General features: G+C 38.2%; 14 protein-coding genes. 5 read left to right on the top strand and 9 right to left on the bottom strand.

Annotated elements, in window-relative coordinates:
* Positions 1 to 110 precede the first annotated feature (110 nt).
* Positions 111 to 4,172 carry a two-component regulator propeller domain-containing protein gene (locus KTR07_RS00720; RefSeq protein WP_008760378.1) on the bottom strand — a complete coding sequence of 1,354 codons (4,062 nt, stop codon included), beginning with the start codon at positions 4,170 to 4,172 and terminating at the stop codon, positions 111 to 113.
* A gap of 170 nt (positions 4,173 to 4,342) precedes the next feature.
* Complete coding sequence (locus KTR07_RS00725) at positions 4,343 to 5,713, bottom strand: TrpB-like pyridoxal phosphate-dependent enzyme (protein WP_008760379.1); 1,371 nt, start codon at positions 5,711 to 5,713, stop codon at positions 4,343 to 4,345.
* Positions 5,714 to 5,858: 145 nt separating this feature from the next.
* On the opposite strand from KTR07_RS00725, the gene KTR07_RS00730 reads away from it, so the two are divergent.
* The 4 genes from KTR07_RS00730 (at position 5,859) to KTR07_RS00745 (ending at position 11,550) form a co-directional block, all read left to right on the top strand.
* Positions 5,859 to 7,688: a TrkH family potassium uptake protein gene (locus KTR07_RS00730; protein ID WP_008760380.1), complete on the top strand. Its 1,830-nt coding sequence runs from the start codon at positions 5,859 to 5,861 to the stop codon at positions 7,686 to 7,688.
* A gap of 4 nt (positions 7,689 to 7,692) precedes the next feature.
* Positions 7,693 to 8,379, top strand: coding sequence for a TrkA family potassium uptake protein (locus KTR07_RS00735; protein ID WP_008760381.1), 687 nt, complete (start codon positions 7,693 to 7,695; stop codon positions 8,377 to 8,379).
* A gap of 28 nt (positions 8,380 to 8,407) precedes the next feature.
* Positions 8,408 to 9,439, top strand: a complete 1,032-nt coding sequence (locus KTR07_RS00740) for an endonuclease/exonuclease/phosphatase family protein (RefSeq protein ID WP_055271179.1) — start codon at positions 8,408 to 8,410, stop codon at positions 9,437 to 9,439.
* A gap of 1,019 nt (positions 9,440 to 10,458) precedes the next feature.
* The gene (locus KTR07_RS00745; RefSeq protein WP_016268184.1) at positions 10,459 to 11,550 is read left to right on the top strand and encodes a hypothetical protein; all 1,092 of its coding nucleotides are present in this window, start codon (positions 10,459 to 10,461) and stop codon (positions 11,548 to 11,550) included.
* A gap of 227 nt (positions 11,551 to 11,777) precedes the next feature.
* Here KTR07_RS00745 and KTR07_RS00750 read toward each other — a convergent pair whose 3' ends face one another.
* The 7 genes from KTR07_RS00750 to KTR07_RS00780 all read right to left on the bottom strand — a co-directional run bounded on the left by KTR07_RS00750 (position 11,778) and on the right by KTR07_RS00780 (position 19,166).
* Entirely contained in the window at positions 11,778 to 13,583 is a 1,806-nt protein-coding gene (locus KTR07_RS00750) for a S8 family serine peptidase (protein WP_070750353.1), read from the bottom strand.
* 37 nt (positions 13,584 to 13,620) lie between these two features.
* On the bottom strand, positions 13,621 to 14,568 hold the full coding sequence (locus KTR07_RS00755) for an acyltransferase family protein (protein WP_070750354.1): 948 nt from the start codon (positions 14,566 to 14,568) through the stop codon (positions 13,621 to 13,623).
* A 137-nt stretch (positions 14,569 to 14,705) separates the two neighbouring features.
* Positions 14,706 to 15,338 (bottom strand): tail fiber domain-containing protein, encoded by a 633-nt coding sequence (locus KTR07_RS00760; protein WP_070750355.1) that lies wholly within the window; start codon positions 15,336 to 15,338, stop codon positions 14,706 to 14,708.
* 966 nt (positions 15,339 to 16,304) lie between these two features.
* Positions 16,305 to 17,312: a hypothetical protein gene (locus KTR07_RS00765; RefSeq protein WP_061473437.1), complete on the bottom strand. Its 1,008-nt coding sequence runs from the start codon at positions 17,310 to 17,312 to the stop codon at positions 16,305 to 16,307.
* Positions 17,313 to 17,728: 416 nt separating this feature from the next.
* Positions 17,729 to 18,073, bottom strand: a complete 345-nt coding sequence (locus tag KTR07_RS00770; protein WP_131911994.1) for a hypothetical protein — start codon at positions 18,071 to 18,073, stop codon at positions 17,729 to 17,731.
* A gap of 216 nt (positions 18,074 to 18,289) precedes the next feature.
* Entirely contained in the window at positions 18,290 to 18,481 is a 192-nt protein-coding gene (locus KTR07_RS00775; RefSeq protein WP_113748676.1) for a hypothetical protein, read from the bottom strand.
* Positions 18,482 to 18,623: 142 nt separating this feature from the next.
* Positions 18,624 to 19,166 carry an IS1595 family transposase gene (locus KTR07_RS00780; RefSeq protein ID WP_255309790.1) on the bottom strand — a complete coding sequence of 181 codons (543 nt, stop codon included), beginning with the start codon at positions 19,164 to 19,166 and terminating at the stop codon, positions 18,624 to 18,626.
* Between the two features lie 196 nt (positions 19,167 to 19,362).
* Here KTR07_RS00780 and KTR07_RS28600 point away from each other — a divergent pair, with 196 nt between their 5' ends.
* Positions 19,363 to 19,488 (top strand): hypothetical protein, encoded by a 126-nt coding sequence (locus tag KTR07_RS28600; RefSeq protein WP_255309791.1) that lies wholly within the window; start codon positions 19,363 to 19,365, stop codon positions 19,486 to 19,488.
* Positions 19,489 to 20,237: the final 749 nt, after the last annotated feature.

The following is a 20,237-nucleotide window of genomic DNA, read 5'->3' on the forward strand; positions in this document are numbered from 1 at the left end:
ATACTTGTTCATAACGTCTATACTTTGTTCAAAAACAAATTAGCTACTATTAGTTTTAATGAATTATATATCAAATTTGTCTAACAACATACTTTCCTTGAATGAGAAGGTTATCCTTTTGATTTCTTGATATACTCCGTAGGTAAGCATCCGAAGTACTTCTTGAAACTGGTGGCAAAATATGACGGTGTATTGAATCCTACCATAGTACTGACTTCCGCTACCGTATATCGTCCGTCTTTCAGTAGCTTGGCCGCTTCATTGAAACGAATCTTACGGATAAAGTCAATGGTTGATTCTCCGGTAATTGCTTTTAGTTTCAGATGCAGATTAGAACGGCTCATGTTCATTTCTCTGGCGAATTCGTCGGTAGAGAATTCGATGTTATCCATATTCTTTTCCACAATCGCCATGGCACGTTTCAGCAAGGCTTCATCCATTGCATTGAATGTGATTTTCTCAGGTTCTACTTCCAATGATTTGGCGTACTTATCGAGCATCCGTCTGCGTGTACGCATCATGTTCTGTATCTTGGTTGTCAGGATGGCAAGAGAGAATGGTTTGGGGATATAGTCATCCGCACCCATTTGCAGACCTTCCATCTGATCTTTGATATCGGTCTTTGCGGAGAGAATAATAACCGGAATATGGCAAGTCCGGATATTTTGTTTCACGTTCTTGCATAGCTTGATACCATCCATAACCGGCATCATGACGTCGGTGACAATCACATCCACTTCGTTGTCTTTCAGTTTTTCCAGTGCTTCTTCACCGTTCCCGGCTTCCAGTGTGTTGAACAAATCCGCCAGTCCGTTACTCAGGTAACGGCGGATTTCATTATTATCTTCTACGATCAGAATTGTTCCGCGCTTCTTATCACCGGATTCCACAGATTCGTTTTCCACTTTCTCCGTGTCGATGAAATACATTGCTTTCGAATTGGTAGAATACACTTGCTCTTCTTCATTTTGTTCGTTATTGGAAGCTAACTCGGAAGGTTTGTAAACCGACAGATCCTGTGGCAGATAGACAGAGAATGTACTGCCTTTGTTTTCTTCGCTGTCCAGTTCGATACGTCCATGATGAAGTTCTATCAGACGTTGTACTAACGAAAGTCCGATACCACTTCCTACGTGCTCACTTTCTATCTGATAGAAACGTTCGAATATCTTTCCCTGTTTGTTGATAGGGATACCTATGCCTGTATCGCTGACTTGCAACAATAGCCAGCCGTTCTCCTCTTTCAGAGTTACGGTAATGCTTTGCCCGCTTTCCGTATATTTAAAGGCATTGGAAAGGAGGTTGTTAACTATCAGTTCCAGATAGTTGGCATCAAAAAGAACTTCTTTGTCTTCCAGTTCAGAGTGTAGAGTATAAGTAATCTTTTTGTGGCGTGCCAGTTTATCGTAGAAAAGGAAGTTGTCCTGTATCAGTTGATGAGCGTTTCCTTTTTTCGCTTTTAGTTCGAACACTCCGAGTTCAGCACGGCGGTAGTCCATCAATTGGTTGACCAGATGCAGCAGGCGGTTTGCATTCCGTTGGATATATTCCAGTTGGTTGCGTGTCCATCGGTCGCTGATTTTGTTAATGATCTCTTGCAGGGGAGTCAGAATCAGCGTCAAAGGTGTACGAAGTTCATGCGAGATGTTGATGAAGAAACGCATCTTCATCTGATTGATTTCTTCCTGATGTTCTTTGTCTCTGCGTTCTATTTCAAGCTGGGCTTCCATACTTTTGCGCATCCAGAAGAAGCGGAAAACAAAAGTGATGAAACCTGCGAAGGTTGCGAAGAAGATGAGTAGTGCCCACCAGGTCTTATACCAGATCGGCAGAACGATAATCTCCAATGCTGTAGGGATAGGATTCCATTTGCCGTCGCTGTTGGCAGCTTTGACAAGGAATTGATAGGTTCCCTGTGGCAGGTTAGAGTAGGAGACGGTGCGGCTGTCCGTCAGATAATACCATTCTTTATCATAACCTTCCAGCTTATAGGCGAAAGTATTATGTTGTCCTGAGATATAATTGGATACCACGAACTCAATGGAAAAAGCAGTTTGCCAGGATTTCAGTGTGATACTTTTCGTTTCACTGATGTTCTTGGTCAGAATACCGGTCTCATCATCCGGGCGGACTACCTTATTGAACAGTTGCAGTTTGGTGATAACCACCGGAGGCGTATAAGGATTGTCGAGCAATAATTCCGGACGGAAAGTCGTGATTCCGTTGATACCGCCAAAATACATTTGTCCCACAGACGTACGACAATAAGAAGCGGTATTGAACTGATTGCTTTGCAACCCGTCCGATTCTGTAAAGTTACGGAATTTTTCCGTTTCCGGATTAAAGCAGGAAATCCCCCGGTTGGTACTTAACCAGAGTCTTCCGAAGGAATCTTCCAAAATACCGTATACTACGTTATTCGGCAGACCGTTGGTCGTGTTATACCGTTTGATCTGCTTGTCTTTTTCATTGAAACAATAAAATCCTTCGCGTGTACCTACCCAGATGATTCCGTTGGAAGCCTCGTAAATACAGTTCGTAAAGAGCTTCGTGACGTTGGAAACCGGAAGTATGGATGCTTTTTGTATATCCAGACCTTCTTGCTTAAAGACTGATAGTCCCTCTTCTCCACCGATCCATAAGCGTTTATGGGAGTCGCGGAATAGTGTCGTGATTTGTTTGGAGACGACTGGAGTGCCATCTTTCTCTTTTTCAATCGTAGTAAAACTCCGTTGTTCCGGATTAAAACGAACCAGTGCACTGAGTGTTCCCAACCAAAGATTCCCTTCTCCGTCGGGAAGGATGGCATAGACATTCTCATTTACCAGCTGGCTGTTGCGTTGGTTAAAGTTTTCTACCTGACCGCTGTTGCGGTGAAGGATACTCAGTCCGCCGGCATGAGTACCTATATATACCAAAGATTTCTTTTCGTCTACATATACCGCCTTGATATTGTTGGAACCGATGCCTCTTGCACTTTCATCCTCTTGCAGTGTATAAGATGTAAATCGCTGTGTAATCGGATTATAAAGATTCAATCCTCCGTCATTCGTTCCTATCCACAGGTTTTTGTCTTTATCTTCGACAATACAGCTTACTACATTGTCGCTTAACGAGTTTTTATAAGGAATATTGCGGATATTCTTGAAGCGGTTCCGGATAGGGTGATAATAGTTCAGACCACCGAAATAAGTTCCCAGCCACATACCGCCCTGAGAATCCATAAAGATACTGCGCACCGAACGTTGTGACAGACTGCCGTTTTCTACGGGGTTACTGCTGTACGAGGCAAAAGAATCAGTACCTTCATGATAAATATTCAAGTCGTTGAAAGTTCCGATCCATAAACGGTTTTGTGAATCCATTGCCAGTGAGCGGATGTAATTGGAACTGATACTCTTCGGGTTGGAAGGAGAATGCAGATAATTCTTTATTTCCTTCGTTTTCGGATTAATCAGGAACAGTCCGGCTCCTTCGGTTGCCACCCAGATGCGGGTAGGGGATTGCTGAAGAATAGCCTGAATCTGTTTAGTCCCTAAAATGGGGATCACTTTTTCAAAAGTTTTCTGAGTAATAGAGTAAGTATAGAGTCCGTCGGTCGAAGTTCCGATATAAATTTGGTCACCCTGTCTGTAAAGAGTGGAGGCGATTGTCTTATGCATCGCTGTGCTGAAAGAATCATCTATAAATTTGGATTCTTTGATATCGAACATGATCAGCCCTTCCGGAGTACTGATAAGTAACTGTTCCGGTGAAATCTCTTCGATACCGTTAACTTGCAAATGTTTCCCATTCTTTTCATAGAAGAAGTTCTGGAATATGTCTTTTTCCTCATCATAACGGGACAAACCATCACGTGTACCAATCCATACCCGTCCCTGACTGTCTGTTTTTACAATACGGGAGATGTCGTTGGCGATACTGTTCGGGTCATCCTCATTATGCTGATAAACCGTAAATGCATATCCGTCGTATTTGTTAACTCCGTCATAAGTGGCAAACCACATATTGCCCCTTTTATCCTGATCGATGGAGAACACCGTACTTTGTGATAGTCCCTCATTGATGGAAATATAGGAAAATGTGATTTGTTCCGGAGTTTCAGAAAAGGCGGAATGCATTCCTAAGCATAGGAAAAACAAGTAGATTACTATCTTCTTAAGCTTGCTCATTATTAGTTCACGAGATTAATAATGACGCCAAAGATAGTAATTTCCTTTAAATACCCCATGAATAAAGTACAAAAGACTGTATTCTTTTGGATAGTTTCGTAGAGATAATAAATAAGCCCGGCATCATACCGGGCTTTTATGCTTACAGAATTCGGTTCAGAAACCGGGGCTTACTTGGATAAGTCTCCTATTTCATCCAGATTCTTCTGAATATCTTCGTCAGTCAGTGCGTAGTTCACTAAATCGCCTGCCAGATATTTGTCATAAGATGCCATATCGATCAGACCGTGTCCGGACAGGTTGAACAGAATCACTTTCTCTTCTCCTGTTTCCTTGCACGCCTTTGCTTCGCGTATAGCGGCAGCAATCGCGTGGCTGGATTCCGGTGCCGGAATAATACCTTCCGCCTGTGCGAACAGACAGCCGGCTTCGAAAGATTCCAGTTGCTGGATATCTACCGCTTCCATCAGATTGTCTTTCAGCAATTGGGAGACGATGACGCCTGCACCGTGATAGCGAAGACCGCCTGCATGGATATGGGCAGGAGCGAAGTTGTGTCCTAATGTAAACATCGGGAGCAGCGGAGTATATCCGGCTTCATCACCGAAGTCATATTGGAATTTACCGCGGGTCAGCTTCGGGCACGAAGCAGGTTCGGCAGCAACGAAACGGGTTTTCTTTCCTTCCAGGATGTTGTGACGCATAAATGGGAAAGAGATACCTCCGAAGTTGGAACCGCCTCCGAAACAACCGATTACTACGTCCGGATATTCGCCCGCCATTTCCATTTGCTTTTCAGCTTCCAGACCGATGATGGTTTGGTGGAGAGTAACGTGGCTGAGTACCGAACCAAGAGTGTATTTACAGTTGGGAGTCATTTGTGCAAGTTCGATAGCTTCCGAGATGGCTGTACCCAGAGAACCCTGATAGGTGGGGTGAGCCGTCAGGATATCTTTTCCCGCACGGGTAGACATAGACGGAGAAGGAGTGACCTGTGCGCCGAAAGTCTGCATAATGCTGCGGCGGTAAGGCTTTTGTTCGTAGCTGATCTTTACCTGATAAACTGCGGCTTCGAGACCAAAAACTTTGGCAGCATAAGAAAGGGCGGCTCCCCATTGGCCCGCACCGGTTTCGGTAGTAACGTTCGTGACGCCTTCTTCTTTGCAATAATATGCCTGAGCCAGCGCAGAGTTCAGTTTATGAGAACCGATCGGGCTGACACTTTCGTTCTTGAAATAGATATGTGCCGGAGTTCCGAGCGCTTTTTCCAGTCCGTAAGCGCGTACAAGCGGCGTACTGCGATAATATTTATACATTTCGCGTACATCTTCCGGTATTTCGATCCATGCGTCAGTCTGGTTAAGCTCCTGATGACACAGTTCTTTGGCAAAGATTGGATACAGATCTTCCGCTTTCAGCGGCTGTTTTGTTCCCGGGTGCAACGGCGGCATTGGCTTGTTCACCATATCAGCCTGAATGTTGTACCAGTAATGTGGAATTTCTTCTTCCGGTAGGATATACCGTTTTCTTTTGTCACTCATGTTATTGTGGTTTATTAGTTTTCTGCTGCCAAAAGTAGGCAAAATTTTTAATATTCGTGTAATTTTGTCAACAAAGAATCGAATTCGATTGTTATTTTAGTTAAGTTTGCACGGCATAGCAAATACGACAATAAAAAAATGTGATATGAAGATTTATCATAAATTTCTGTTATATCAGAATAAGCTTCTCAAGCCCTATGTACGTATCCTGCTGGGGTTGGTAGAAGCGCTCACTTATCTGGCATCTCTGTTGTTGATTGTCGGAGTGGTTTACGAACATGGTTTTCCATTGTCCCCGGTCGAGGTACAGCAGATACAGATCTTGTATAAAGCCGTATGGATTATCTTTTTAATTGATGTTACCCTGCATATTTCGCTGGAATACCGGAATACGAAAAAGCAATATCGAAGGTTGGCATGGATATTGAGCGTATTGCTTTACCTAACTTTGGTTCCCGTCATCTTCCATCGTCCGGAAGAAGAGGGAGCAATTCTGCAAGTCTGGGAATTCCTTCACGGGAAGTTTTATCATTTAATATTATTGTTGGTTTTTTCTCTGCTGAACCTGTCCAATGGCTTGGTGCGTCTTTTAGGACGCCGTACGAATCCGTCTTTGATACTGGCTGTCAGCTTTATGGCTATTATTCTGATCGGGACGGGATTGCTGATGCTTCCACGATGTACGGTCAATGGCATCACTTGGGTCGATTCTCTGTTTACAGCCACCAGTGCCGTCTGTGTGACGGGCTTGGTGCCGGTAGACGTATCCACCACTTTCACCACCAGCGGACTTGTAGTCATTATCCTGCTCATTCAGATCGGCGGACTGGGAGTGATGACATTAACCAGTTTCTTTGCCATGTTCTTTATGGGAAATACTTCCATTTACAATCAGCTCGTTGTCCGTGATATGGTCAGTTCCAATTCGTTGGGGTCGTTACTGTCCACACTACTATATATCCTTGGATTTACATTGGTCATCGAAGGCATTGGCATGGTGTCCATCTGGTTCAGCATTCACGATACGCTTGGGATGAATCTGGAAGAGGAACTGGCTTTTGCCGCCTTCCATTCCATTTCGGCTTTCTGTAATGCGGGTTTCTCCACACTTTCAGGCAATTTAGGAAATTCGATGGTGATGACCAACCACAACTGGCTGTTCATCTCCGTCTCTTTACTGATTATCTTGGGCGGTATCGGCTTTCCGATTCTGGTTAATTTCAAAGATATCGTATTATACCATTTGCGCCATTTCTGGACGTTTGTGCGTACCCGCAAACTGGAAAGACATAAGATGCAGCACCTCTACAATCTGAATACGAAAATCGTATTGATCATGACTTTCCTGCTTTTGCTGATCGGTACACTGGCCATTGCTGCTTTTGAGTGGAATGCCTCTTTTGCCGGTATGTCTGTGGCCGATAAATGGACGCAAGCATTCTTTAATGCGACCTGTCCGCGAACGGCTGGGTTTAGCAGTGTCGATCTGGCATCATTGAGCGTGCAGACGCTGTTGGTTTATCTCTTCCTGATGTGGGTCGGCGGCGGTTCGCAGTCTACGGCAGGCGGTGTCAAAGTGAATGCTTTTGCAGTGGTAGTGTTGAACCTTGTAGCCGTATTGCGGGGAAGTGAGCGGGTGGAGGTCTTCGGCAGGGAATTGTCTCATGACTCTATCCGGCGTTCCAATGCGACGGTCGTCATGTCGCTGGGCGTATTGTTTCTCTTCATCTTCATATTGAGCATACTCGAACCGAAAGCCTCTTTGCTGGCACTGACCTTTGAATGTGTTTCCGCCCTTAGTACGGTAGGATCGAGCCTGAATCTGACGCCTCAATTGTGCGATGCCAGTAAATTGCTGGTATCGTTGCTGATGTTTATCGGACGTGTCGGTCTGATTACGTTGATGCTGGGCATCGTCAAGCAGAAAAAGAATACAAAATACCGTTATCCGAGTGATAACATCATCATAAACTAACATCATGAAGTATATTATTATTGGTCTAGGAAATTACGGGCATGTACTTGCCGAGGAATTATCGGCATTGGGGCATGAGATCATTGGAGCGGACATCAGCGAAAGCCGTGTCGACTCAATCAAAGATAAGGTTGCCACTGCTTTTGTCATTGACGCTACGGACGAACAGTCGTTGTCGGTGCTGCCTTTGAATAGCGTAGATATTGTTGTTGTGGCGATTGGCGAGAATTTTGGAGCATCGGTACGTGTTGTCGCGTTGTTGAAGCAGAAAAAGGTGCCTCGTATTTTTGCCCGTGCCATTGATGCGGTGCACAAGGCAGTGCTTGAAGCGTTTAGTCTGGAGAAGATTCTGACACCGGAAGAGGATGCTGCCCGTAGCCTGGTGCAGTTGCTCGACTTTGGGGCGACGATGGAAGCGTTCCGTATTGATCAGGATTATTATGTCGTGAAGTTTACTGTTCCGAAGAAGTTTGTAGGATACTTTGTGAATGAGCTGAATATGGATGAAGAGTTTCATCTGAAACTGATCGCACTGAAGCGTGCGAACAAAGTCACTAATTGCCTGGGCATTTCTTTGATGGAGCGTCATGTCAAGAATGAGTTGCCCGGAGATGAGAAGGTGGAAGAAGGAGACGAACTGGTCTGCTACGGTAAATACCGTGATTTTCAGTCTTTCTGGAAAGCTATTTAAAGATACATCACGCTAAATAATAAATGAAATGCGATTAACCAACTTACTATTTACGACACTTTTACTATTTGTTTCCGTCTTTGCACGAAGTCAGAAGAGTAATGAATTTACAGTACTGCAATGGAATGTATGGCAGGAAGGTACGATGGTACCGGGAGGATATGACGCTATTGTCAATGAGATTGTTCGCCTGAAACCGGACTTTGTAACTTTCAGTGAAGTCAGGAATTACAATAAGACGAATTTCACAGCCCGCGTCTGTGCTTCGCTGAAAGAGAAGGGGCTTTCGTATTATTCTTTTTATAGTTATGACACGGGGCTGCTGAGCAAACATCCTATCACCGATTCCCTGACTGTTTTTCCCGAGAAAGACGATCACGGAAGTATCTATCGCCTGACCAGTTCGGTAAACGGGCATAAGGTAGCGGTTTACACGTCACATCTGGATTATCTGGATTGTGCATACTACAATGCCCGCGGCTATGACGGTTCTACCTGGAAGGAAATACCGTTGCCGGCATCGGTAGAAGAGATACTGAAAGTAAACGTTGCTTCCCAGCGTGACGATGCTATCCGTTTGTTTATCACTCAGGCTGAGAAAGACCTGGCAGCAGGGTATAAAGTGATTATCGGCGGTGACTTTAACGAACCGTCTCACCGTGACTGGATAGAGAAGAATAAAGATATGTACGATCACAATGGCTTCGTTGTGCCCTGGACGGTAACGACTTTGCTCGAAGAAGCCGGATTTGTAGATAGTTACCGCAAGATATATCCCAATCCCTTGACACATCCCGGCTTTACTTATCCTTCGGACAATCCGGCAAAAACTCCGGAGAAAATCACATGGGCTCCCAAAGCAGACGAGCGGGACCGGATCGACTTTATTTTCTATAAAGGCGAAGGACTGGATGCAAGGAAGGCGGTCATCTTCGGACCGAAAGGTTCTATTGTCCGCGCACAGCGCGTGCAGGAGACATCCAAAGATAAGTTCTTATTGCCGCTTGATGTATGGCCAACCGATCACAAAGGATTGTTGGTTACGTTTATCTGTAAATAATATCAGTAGCATCTATATTTTCTTCATCCTATATAAATAAAAACAAATATTATCTGTCACCTGTCACTGTTTTAGATGTAACAGGCTGATTTTTAGGTATAAATATGGTGACGGCAACGAGTGACAGCAGTGTGATGGCAGAATTTGCCGTCACGCTGTTGCCACTCGTTGTAGTTTATTTAGGGGTATTCTGTAAATGTCCTTATTTTCTATAAATGAATAGGATAATATTAATTTTTAGAGATTTTTCTCTTCATTTTTTATATACAGATCTCAATTATTCTTCCTTTTTTGATAATATTATTTACATATCTGTATCTTACATCCTGAAATCATGATGTAGGGGCCTGCCTTTTAGCAGGAAGTTAATAAACTTTTCCGTTTTTCATGTATTAGCGCTGATTATGCCGCCAGCCTTTTCTTCTTTTCTATCTTATGATTATACACACATGACTATAGCTACACGTTCAATCTGATATACGTAGTTTCCTAATGAGAATTGCGCATTGGGTGGCAACGAGTGGCACTAAATTTACGTTGAAAATACTAATACTAGTTAATCTTGAAGAAGTAGGCTGTGTTTTATAGCATGTACTGCTTATTTATTATATATTTGCAATAGTTATTTGGTATGAATGATTGTGAAGAATGCAATGATATGCACATATACTGTGAAATGAATGTTTTTATTTAACGCATTGCTATTGTGCTTGCTACTCAATTATTTGATTATAGTGTGCAAATGTTTAACTATACTAGTGTCTATATAAATGCTACCAGATAGATAGCTGGTTTTCATTTATTGGTTCTATATTTAAATTTTTAATATGGTCAAACAATTTGTTTATAGGGATTCTCTCGAAAAGAATCAATCCAATAATATTTTAGATAATATAAAGGTTTGTTCTAAAGGATTTTAGTATATAATGAATATTGACTCGTCCTGCAGACAAACCAATATACGCATAATTTAAATTAATTTGTAATCACCACTTAGACTAATTATAAAGCAATTATAAATGAAATCATTATTTTTAATTTTGTTTTTATCAGTTATGTTTATTTCTTGTAAGGATGATAATAACCTACGAGAAATTACTGACGACGAGAAGATTTTTGAATATATTGGATTAAAAGATAAAGCAAATGTAATAGAGGCCCAAGAAAAAGTTTGGAATACTTATGGGCGTCCTTATAGACCGTCTGTTCAAGTAGTTGATGGATATATTTACATAGCAACGTGGTCGGGGATATATCGAAAGCCAGCGAAGTCGTTGAATAACATGGACTGGGAAAAGTTTGCGTTCTCCGGTCTTCCAGTAATCCAGTTTGTTATGAAGGGGGATTCTATAATTGCAATTACAGCTTGCACTGACGAGAAGGCATTTGTGCTTTCAACAGATGGTGGAAAAACTTGTAAGGCGATAACGCCACCGGAGTTTTTAATTGAAGAGAATGAGTTAAAGGTCATACCTTACTCAATATCTCAAAACTCCCAAAATGCGAATTCACTATTGGCTTTGGTCGAACCTATTGGAGTAGTGAAATCGGTAAATTTTGGAAAAAGTTGGAAGACTATCAGTACTTTTTATGGCGGCTATCAGAATTGGTTTGTTGGATTTCATCCTCAAGACACTACAAATATTTACAATACAGGGGAAACTATGATATTTGAATCTTTTATTAATGCTTCTTGTAATGATGGGAAAGATTGGATAATACTTGAGAATGAAAGAAATAATTGTATACATCATATAGCTTTTGACCCAACTAATCCAAATATAATGATATATTCAGGGGAATATTTTTTAAAGAAAACTATAGATAAAGGTCGGATTTGGAATCCTGTTTTGAAGGATGATGTATATTTTTACAAAACAATTTATGATAAGAGAAATCCACAAATACTATATTCTACTGGAGTCACCCGTATTCCTAAAGAAGAACATAAATTTACAATTCATCATTCTACTGATGGTGGTGATACATGGTCTATACTTTATCAAGCCGATTTATTGGGTGTAGGTGGAATTATTGATATTGAACAATATGATGATATTTTAATACTTTATACTTATACTGATGGTATTTATATCTATCGAATCAAATGAATAATACTTCTCTTGGTCACTTTTATGCAAAATTTCCTAGAGGAAAATTTACAATACTTGCCCGTGCAAAGTACAATCAGTTAGGCAGAGAAGAAAGATGCTCCTTATCTAAGTTATAAATAGTGGCAAAATGTTAGGGTGTTCAGTTTGACATTCTTAATGCAATTGTTATCGTACTGTTAAATTCTTCTCTAAAATGAGAACATCAAACTGGGCACCCTAGAACTTTAGTAATATAAGAAGAACTGCGATCCGGCATTTACTGTAAATGGCGGATTAATGATAACAGTTTGAATAAAATTGAATGTTAAGGTGGCATTATTCGTTACAGTAACATTTTGAGAAAAGATGTTCATTCCAGAAACTGTTTGAGTGTATGATACCGTTTGGTCATTAAAATAGACATTCTCGCCGCCTGCTAAAGATACTGCTGCATAGGCATCTAGCAAACCATATCCCATTTCATTATTCCAAGTTCCATTTAATCTGTTAGACGTTGTCGAATATGCATAGTTTCCAACTTTTCGTGCGCTTTTCTCTAGAATATCAACAACCTGTTTTTGAGTTAAGTTGGGATTAACCGATATTACTAAAGCCGCAACAGCAGCAGCTGTAGGACAGGAAAAGGAGGTACCACTTATTGAAGTGGAATAATTACTTCCAGTTGTTGTTGTGCATACATTTTCTCCCGGAGCTACAATATCTAATGCTGTGCCATAATTGCTAAAAGAAGATCTTGAACCATTTCGGTTATTAGAACCTACAGCAAGTATATCTGGATTGCAATTAGCGGGATAACCCACTGTTGATGAGTAGTCATTTCCTGTAGCAAACACAACAACGCATCCTTTTCCAGATCGTCCACTTGTTAAGGCATTTGAGATTGCGTCGTTAATTATTGAATATGCAACACTTGAACTCCATGAATTTGAGATTACAGAAGCACCGTTTCTCCATGCAAAATTAATCCCGTCAGCTCTCTTTTGTCTACTATCCGGAGAAGATGCCAATGAATTACTAATTGACATTGACGGGCAATCTGGAGCGAGGGATGCGATACCAATACTATTATTTGTTTTTGCACTAATGAATCCTGCACAATTGGTGCCATGGGTGCCCAATACTCTACTAGGTGATGTTCCACTTTCTGTATCATAACTGATGGAATGTACATTTAAGTCGGGATGATCAAGTTGAATGCCTTGGTCGACAATAGCTACAATTACATTTTGACTTCCAGTAGTTATACTTCTGGCATTACAAAAATTCACATCAACTCCTATAGTTCCTCCATTCTGACCTGTATTTCTTAAATTCCATTGATAATTTGAGAAATTAGAGTCATTGACACAATTAGGTGTGTCATCACTCATTAAGTCTGGTTCACTGGCTTCAAACAAATTCGTTTCATAAAACTTATTAGCTAATTCCAAAGCATTGCCAGTCGATTCTTTTGAGCATGATAATGTATACCATAAAGGCATATATTCATTATTACCTATTATATCAACTTTATTGATAGATGCTAGTTCCATAAGTTTAGAGACGTCTTTGTCTGACTTTAATTTCACATAATACAAGTGACTCAATCCTACTTCAGTTCCATTTTCTGTTTGAAAATATGGGGCTTCATAAATTATTCCGTTTAGTTTGGTTAAGGTCGGTGATGAAGCCGTTGTTTCAATTGTAGCCCATTTAAGATTTTTGGGTGAAGATTGCAGCTTTTTTTTCATTATCTTATTTGAAAGTTGAAGCAATTGTGGCTCTTTTACGAACTTCAGAGTTGTTGCAGAATAACTTTTTAAAGTATTTTCGTTATTCTCATCAAAAAGAATATACTTTTTGTTATTCAATTTATTTATTCCGATTTTTTGCCCATTATACCAATAATAATCAGTAAAGGACAGTGAGCGAGTAGAAACCTCATTCCCATTCATATCACTAATGTTTTCTATTTTGTCAGAACATCCTGTTAGGAATATCAACATAAAGGCTGAAAACAAACCATATAATAAAACTGCATTTTTTTTCATTTTATTTCATTCATTATTATGACACAATAATTATCAATCAATTACTTATTCTGTTAAGAATTCGATCTCTGCCTACGAAAAATCTTGATAGATGAAAATAATCCATGATATATGAAATAGCAATACATCCTATCGTGACAAAAGCCACTGAAACAGATGCGAAACATATCCCCGTTCTATCAAAAGTGAATAGAGGGATTAATAACTTGGACAGAATAGTAAATATGGGAGAGAAAAGGAGAATCACAAGCGTATTCTTTCCTATAAAATAAGTGACTTTCTTTAGAATCCCGGAAATATATTTGTGTGTTTCCAAGATTATACATGTTGCCAAATAAATTATGGCTATCCCACTCATCTCTGATCTACTAAAGTTATCCGTATTATAACAAATAATACATAACGGTAAAATTGCCCAGAATGATGCTTGAAATATAATCAGAAAAGAAAAATTGCTTTGTCTCATCCACACCCCAACTAAAAAGTATATTGCATTTATAAATATCAACAATTTGAAATCTTCCTGAGATAACAAGAACAAGCAAACTGCTAGAATAAAAAATCTTGATATGGGCTTTATCTTCTTAAATAGAAACACCACATAGTACATTACTTCACAAACCAATAGGGTATGCAAGTACCAATATGGCCCCATGGGTTCCATTAGTACCTTTCTAATTAAAAGTTCTATGCTGAGTCCATCAAAATGTTCTCGAATAGGTAAGACTGATGCTGTAACCACATAGCTCGCTTCCATTAATGAATATGGAATGAAGAGCCATAAAATTTCCCGGATTTTTTTTTTAGTTCCTTTATTGATATTTGTTAGATAACCTGACAATATCAAGAAGACCGGCATATGAAATGCATAAACGAATTGTTTCAGCAATGGATATTTCTCACTAAAATAAGCTAGATGAAATAAAACCATTAATAAAATAAGGATGCATTTCAGATAATCCAATTCCACAACTCTTTCTTTCATATTGTAATGGATGTAAAATAACTAAAGGCACCATTCCGTCCCTTGAACAAAATTGTTAATGAAATAAAATGGAGCCTTTAGTGTTTAGGGCACTTAGATAAAGATTTCGCATTGTCAATAAAAAAATGTACAGCAGATCATTTCTGCATACTCTTCAGCGTATTAATTTCTTCGGTTAATGTTTTGACAGCATCAATTAAAACTGGAATTAGTGCTGTGTAGTTAATTAATTTTTTTCCATCCGGATCGGTTAAAACGAGATTTGGAAAAACTAATTCCACTTCTTGAGCAATTAATCCAATTTCTTTCCCATCGCCACCGACTTTAAAAGTACTGCGATCTGAACTGTCTTGAAAATCATACTTAACAGGTTTGAGTTGTAGCAGTTTAGATACACTATTTATACTACGTCCTAATGGTTGGATATTCTTTTTTGCTGCTAAGTCGGAGTAGTTGTATACATTCTTCACTTGAATACTATTATATGTATTCGTACCTGTATTATAAAATATAATTTGGTCATAGTGACTTGCTATTCGAGTTGCAGCAGGATTGGTGTCTATCTGTAAGAAATGTCCTACATTGGGTCCAGCCAACCAAATATTTCCTCTCAGTGTAATGTTATAATCTTTGGTTCCATCATTATATGTACTTGTAGGACCAAAAGTTAAATATCCATTAGAGGACATTTTAAGTTGGGCATTAGCAGAAATGCTAATTACAGCAAAAAGCATAGCTAATACCAGCTTTGAAGAACTTAATTTTTTCATAACATTAATTTTTTTAATCAAATAAACTTAAATTCAAAAATCTCTTTATCAGACCTATTCCATAAACATTTATGCAGCTGATTCTTTTTTATAAAGTTAGGTCTGTAATATTGATACCGATAACTAATATTCTATTATATTCATTGAAATATTGATTCAATTGGACTTACAATTTTTACTCTTTAATTCTTCAACAATCTTACAATCATCTCATTATGCACAAGATGTTTTTTGAATACACTACTTATATTTTTGTGTTCCTAGAATACAAAAAATAATTTTAGACATTCTACAAACATTGCTTCAATGTGTTTACCATCAGTCTGTTCTCATTCAGATGCGTTTTACTAAAAATGTATTTAATTGACAGAATAGACTGTTTGTTTGCAAATATATGAAACTTACAGTATGTACTGTATGATTTTGGTTTGTTTTATATAATATTAACTAATGCATGGCATTGTAATAATTATCCAATCGGAAAAGCCATTGATTATCAATAGCTTGCATACATCTATAACTTATAGGGGCATTGTGGCGAAAACATCAATTTATGTTTTGCTCATTTTTCGCAATAATTAGTGCAATATCGTTGCAATAGTAAGAATAAAAAGGAGTGAATTTACACATTCTTTTGGCTGAATAGTTACGACTTTATTGCTACTCAATAATCTTCTGATCAATACTTTAAAAAAAAAATTAGAAATTACGTGCTTGTTGATTAAATATGTCCTCTGAAGTGAATGCCAAGTTCCCTTCGATGGAAAAGACTATATCAGAACAAGGAGTTGATATAGTCGTCTTCATCGTATCACCAATCAAAACGCAACTATATACTTTATTGTACCAATCGTTATTACATCTATTATTCTCATTACAAATAATATAATCACATAGTATTTGTTGGCTTTACATCAATATAATGAGATATAAATATCATGCATTTACAATATAACTTTTGTATTATCATGTATTAAAGTACGAAACGACATCTTGATTCCAGACGAAAAAACTCATTACTAAATGAGAAAACTCCTCCTGAGTTAAAGAATCATTTGTTTGAAATATCTTCACTCTCTTTCCTACCTTTCTCACATCTGAACTTCTAACATGAAATCTCATTCTATCAGCAAGCTCACTTTCACTATAAATTCTAATAGCTCCATCACAATGTATAATAGAGCCCGTATCCTTATTAAAAATCGCATGGAAATATCGGCTTCCTCTAATTGTGCAATTTCCAATTGCAGGTAACTCTTCACATGTAAAGTGTATTTCGTTTTTCTTCACATTCCAAACATAGTCGGTTATACTATAATCACTATCCTCTTTTTCATTTATAAACTGTCCAAAATCATCATTTTGCAGATTTCTAATTCGGTCCCAATTTAGTGGCTTTCCATGAATTGTCATTTTATATGCCATGGGAGTATAATCTTTGATAGGTATCTCAATGAACGGATCTAATCTGATATAGAATTTCTTTTTGTTTTTAAGTACAAGCTTAATGATTTCAAGGAATAGCCAATAAGTAGAATTATCTAAATTAGTTGATGGACATAAACGATAACCAAAGTTATTATGAACAATTCCAATAGGCTTCAAATCAAAAAAAGAAATGTCAACAAGATTTTCATCATTGATTAAAATCTCTTTCAGATTGAGCGAGTTATAGGGTTTAAGTCTCACTCCATTTCCTGATAATTCATCTAGTCTTTTACTCGCAATATCCCTATGCAAACGATTGATTAGAAACCAAGCCCTTCTCTCTATATCAATATTAAAACTATCTTTAATGTAGAAATCAATTTGTTTTTCAATAACAAATAAAGAGAGTTCTTCTGCATTTATAGATTTCATATCATGGAGTAGCTTATTATATTCTGAATGATTAGGGTTATCCAAAACTTGAAATACTTCATGAATTGGATCTGTTAAGTTGTGAGAAAAGTATTGAAGTGTTTTTAATTCCATAATACATAAATATTAGATTGTTAATGAGTTATTAAATACAAAGAACAAAGTTACTAAAAACAATTCAAACGATTGATAATTTAATAAAGTGATAGCTCCCTTTTATTACAATGCCCTTTTTGATTAACAATTCCTTTTATTTTCTTATTCCCCCCAATAGCGATTAATATGACAAAAATAGGGCATGCCAGTTTCCCAGCATGCCCTACTAATATTTTGATATGAAGTTCAATTACCTATGGCATAGCGCAAACATTCTATTGATAAATGCAGGCTCCATTCAAGCGTACGCTTTCTATTTTATTTATTGTCCAGTTTACAGCATCTGTAGAATTAGTAATATAACCGCCATAGCCTACAGCAATATATTTGCCATTACCATAAACAATACTCTGCCGCAATTCACTATTACCTGGTCACCCTTTCATTATCCAATTTATGTCATCTGTAGAATATGCAATATAGCCATTATTACCAATCACTACGTATTTGCCATTGCCATAAGCACCACCTGCCCAAGTAATTAATCCTACGATTTTAGATGTCCAATTAATTCCATCAGTGGAGTATGCAATATATCCTCCATCACCCATTACTATATATTTACCATTGCCATAAGTAGCACCATATAAGTAACGACAGGAGACTTGTTTGGTCGTCCAGTTTACATCATCTGTGGAATAACAAATATAACTAATGCTTTCATTACCACCTACTGCTATATACTTTCCGTTACCATAAGCCACTCCATATAACCACATGCCTGTTACTTGTTTGGCTGTCCAGTTTACGCCATCAGAAGAATAACCAATCACACCACCACTGACTGCTACATATTTCCCATTACCATAAGTAATATCATTCCATGCATAGTTACTTGCTTAGATGTCCAGTTCACTCCATCGATGGAGTATGCAATATATCCACCATATCCTACGGCTACATATCTTCCATTACCATAAGTAACGCCTTGCCAATCATTTGTGTCCTATTATCATATCTATATCTCCTGTTTTAATTTTAATAATGTCATTGGTAGATGGTGAAGCAATAGGTTCATCTGGTTTTTCAATGGGAGGTGTTATTGGTGCATCTATTTCCTCCTTGTCACATCCAATTAACGATAAACTGGTGCAAATTACCATCACATAAAAAGTTTTTATTTTCATATTTTAATGAATTATCCCACAACTACTGGGATGAGATTATATGAAGAAAACGAGTTGCACCTTTGGGCATTTTCTCCTTCTATTTTAGATTTCTACTTTTTCTATGTAACCAGCATTTCCCACTATTATTACATAATTGGGACTAATGATACTTTCTTCCATTAGTTGCTACGGAGCGTCCTATATTCTTTTTGCCAGTTTTAGAAACTTTACATTTTCTACGTCCTTGGTGCTTTGCACTGGTTTTGCCACCCATATAGGTTTCGTCCATTTGTGTCATATCATCAAAGGTTGCATCATCATCCTTCATGTTTTTACGAATACGTTGTAACATAAACCATGCTGTTTTCTGAGTTACGTTGATAGATCTTGCTAATTGGGCACTGCTAAGACCTTTCTTGAATGAAAGGAAAATAGAAATAGCATAGAACCATTGGTCTAAAGGTACATGAGAACCTTCAAACATAGTTCCTATTGTAATTGTAAATCTTTTACGGCAATCCTTGCACTTATACAAACCTTTAAACTCTCCGTTTTGAGTTAGTTTATAATGATGCTTAGAAATAGAACCACAATGTGGGCAAATAGGCTCACCATGCCACCTCAACTCTTCAAGATACTCTCTACATTTCTCTTCAGTATTCAAACTTTGTAGCATTCGGTGGGACGATTTGAATGTTTTCATGTGTACAATTATTGATTAATAGAGAAATTGTACATGCAATGGGAGGATAATTTCAGTTCTGGAGAAGAATCTTAAGAATTTTCACAATAAAATTTAATAGCAACTGATTATTAAGTTGTTAGTAGCATTAAAACGTAGGTTTTTATTTGCTTTATGAGAGTAAATACATATTTTATCAAATCAAAATTGTATCGAAATGAAAACACTTATAGAAACCCTGAATGAAACGTTGGAGAATACGTTGCAAATAGAAATTGCTAAAATGGCAGATAGTCAATCAGAAGAGAAACAAAAAGAAACAACAAATGAAGAAAATGATTAAGTTTACTCGAAAATTGGTTGAAACCAAATGTTGTAGGATAGTATAATTGTAATAATAATAAATCTTATTTTTTTCATAGTAACAAAACCTATTTCATCTTGATGAGTTATATTTGCACCATTATGAAAAAAGCCATCGTCATAGTGCCAAAATGACAAAGGCTTTGATAGACCTCAAAATCGTGTTGCTACACGATAAGGATGAACTTTAACATTTTACTCCACGGATGTCAGCCAAAGGCATCCGTTTTTATTTGGAGTTTAATCCCCCTTCTTATGAATATGGGGTTTCAAAGATGGTGTATTTCCTGGAGTTTGCTTGTTGTCTCTTTGACGACGGTCAGGTTTTCCTGTGGAAATAGCAATTCTTTTTGGGCCTGTTTTAATACCCATAATAATATTTTCCTTAGTTAAACATGTGAATTTCCCTTTTCAACGGAAGGAACTCCGCCATCTTGATTTCAGAAAGATAGGTGTAAACTGCCGTTATATCCAAAAAAATGAATTTTAAGCAAAACGGAATGCCGATGACACTGATAATAACTTTCAAAAACAGTACCAATTAATACAAATAATCTTTAACGCCACAATATCTGCCAAACTGGCAGTCATTGTGGCGTACTTTGTGTTTTCTCAGCTAAATCAAGAGACATTGTATTGGTGTAAAGCCAATAAATACTATGTGATTATATTATTTGTAATGAGAATAATAGATGTAATAACGATTGGCACATTAAAGAGTTATACACA

The sequence above is a fragment of the Bacteroides sp. MSK.20.82 genome (assembly GCF_019052485.1).
GTDB lineage: Bacteria > Bacteroidota > Bacteroidia > Bacteroidales > Bacteroidaceae > Bacteroides > Bacteroides thetaiotaomicron.

Bases quoted from the DNA above. Each gene is read 5' to 3' on its own strand.
- KTR07_RS00745 (WP_016268184.1), top strand. From the start codon at position 10,459: ATGAAATCATTATTTTTAATTTTGTTTTTATCAGTTATGTTTATTTCT.
- KTR07_RS00765 (WP_061473437.1), bottom strand. From the start codon at position 17,312: ATGGAATTAAAAACACTTCAATACTTTTCTCACAACTTAACAGATCCA.
- KTR07_RS00730 (WP_008760380.1), top strand. From the start codon at position 5,859: ATGAAGATTTATCATAAATTTCTGTTATATCAGAATAAGCTTCTCAAG.
- KTR07_RS00735 (WP_008760381.1), top strand. From the start codon at position 7,693: ATGAAGTATATTATTATTGGTCTAGGAAATTACGGGCATGTACTTGCC.
- KTR07_RS00780 (WP_255309790.1), bottom strand. From the start codon at position 19,166: ATGAAAACATTCAAATCGTCCCACCGAATGCTACAAAGTTTGAATACT.
- KTR07_RS00775 (WP_113748676.1), bottom strand. From the start codon at position 18,481: ATGAAAATAAAAACTTTTTATGTGATGGTAATTTGCACCAGTTTATCG.
- KTR07_RS00720 (WP_008760378.1), bottom strand. From the start codon at position 4,172: ATGAGCAAGCTTAAGAAGATAGTAATCTACTTGTTTTTCCTATGCTTA.
- KTR07_RS28600 (WP_255309791.1), top strand. From the start codon at position 19,363: ATGAAAACACTTATAGAAACCCTGAATGAAACGTTGGAGAATACGTTG.
- KTR07_RS00725 (WP_008760379.1), bottom strand. From the start codon at position 5,713: ATGAGTGACAAAAGAAAACGGTATATCCTACCGGAAGAAGAAATTCCA.
- KTR07_RS00760 (WP_070750355.1), bottom strand. From the start codon at position 15,338: ATGAAAAAATTAAGTTCTTCAAAGCTGGTATTAGCTATGCTTTTTGCT.
- KTR07_RS00755 (WP_070750354.1), bottom strand. From the start codon at position 14,568: ATGAAAGAAAGAGTTGTGGAATTGGATTATCTGAAATGCATCCTTATT.
- KTR07_RS00740 (WP_055271179.1), top strand. From the start codon at position 8,408: ATGCGATTAACCAACTTACTATTTACGACACTTTTACTATTTGTTTCC.
- KTR07_RS00750 (WP_070750353.1), bottom strand. From the start codon at position 13,583: ATGAAAAAAAATGCAGTTTTATTATATGGTTTGTTTTCAGCCTTTATG.
- KTR07_RS00770 (WP_131911994.1), bottom strand. From the start codon at position 18,073: ATGTGGTTATATGGAGTGGCTTATGGTAACGGAAAGTATATAGCAGTA.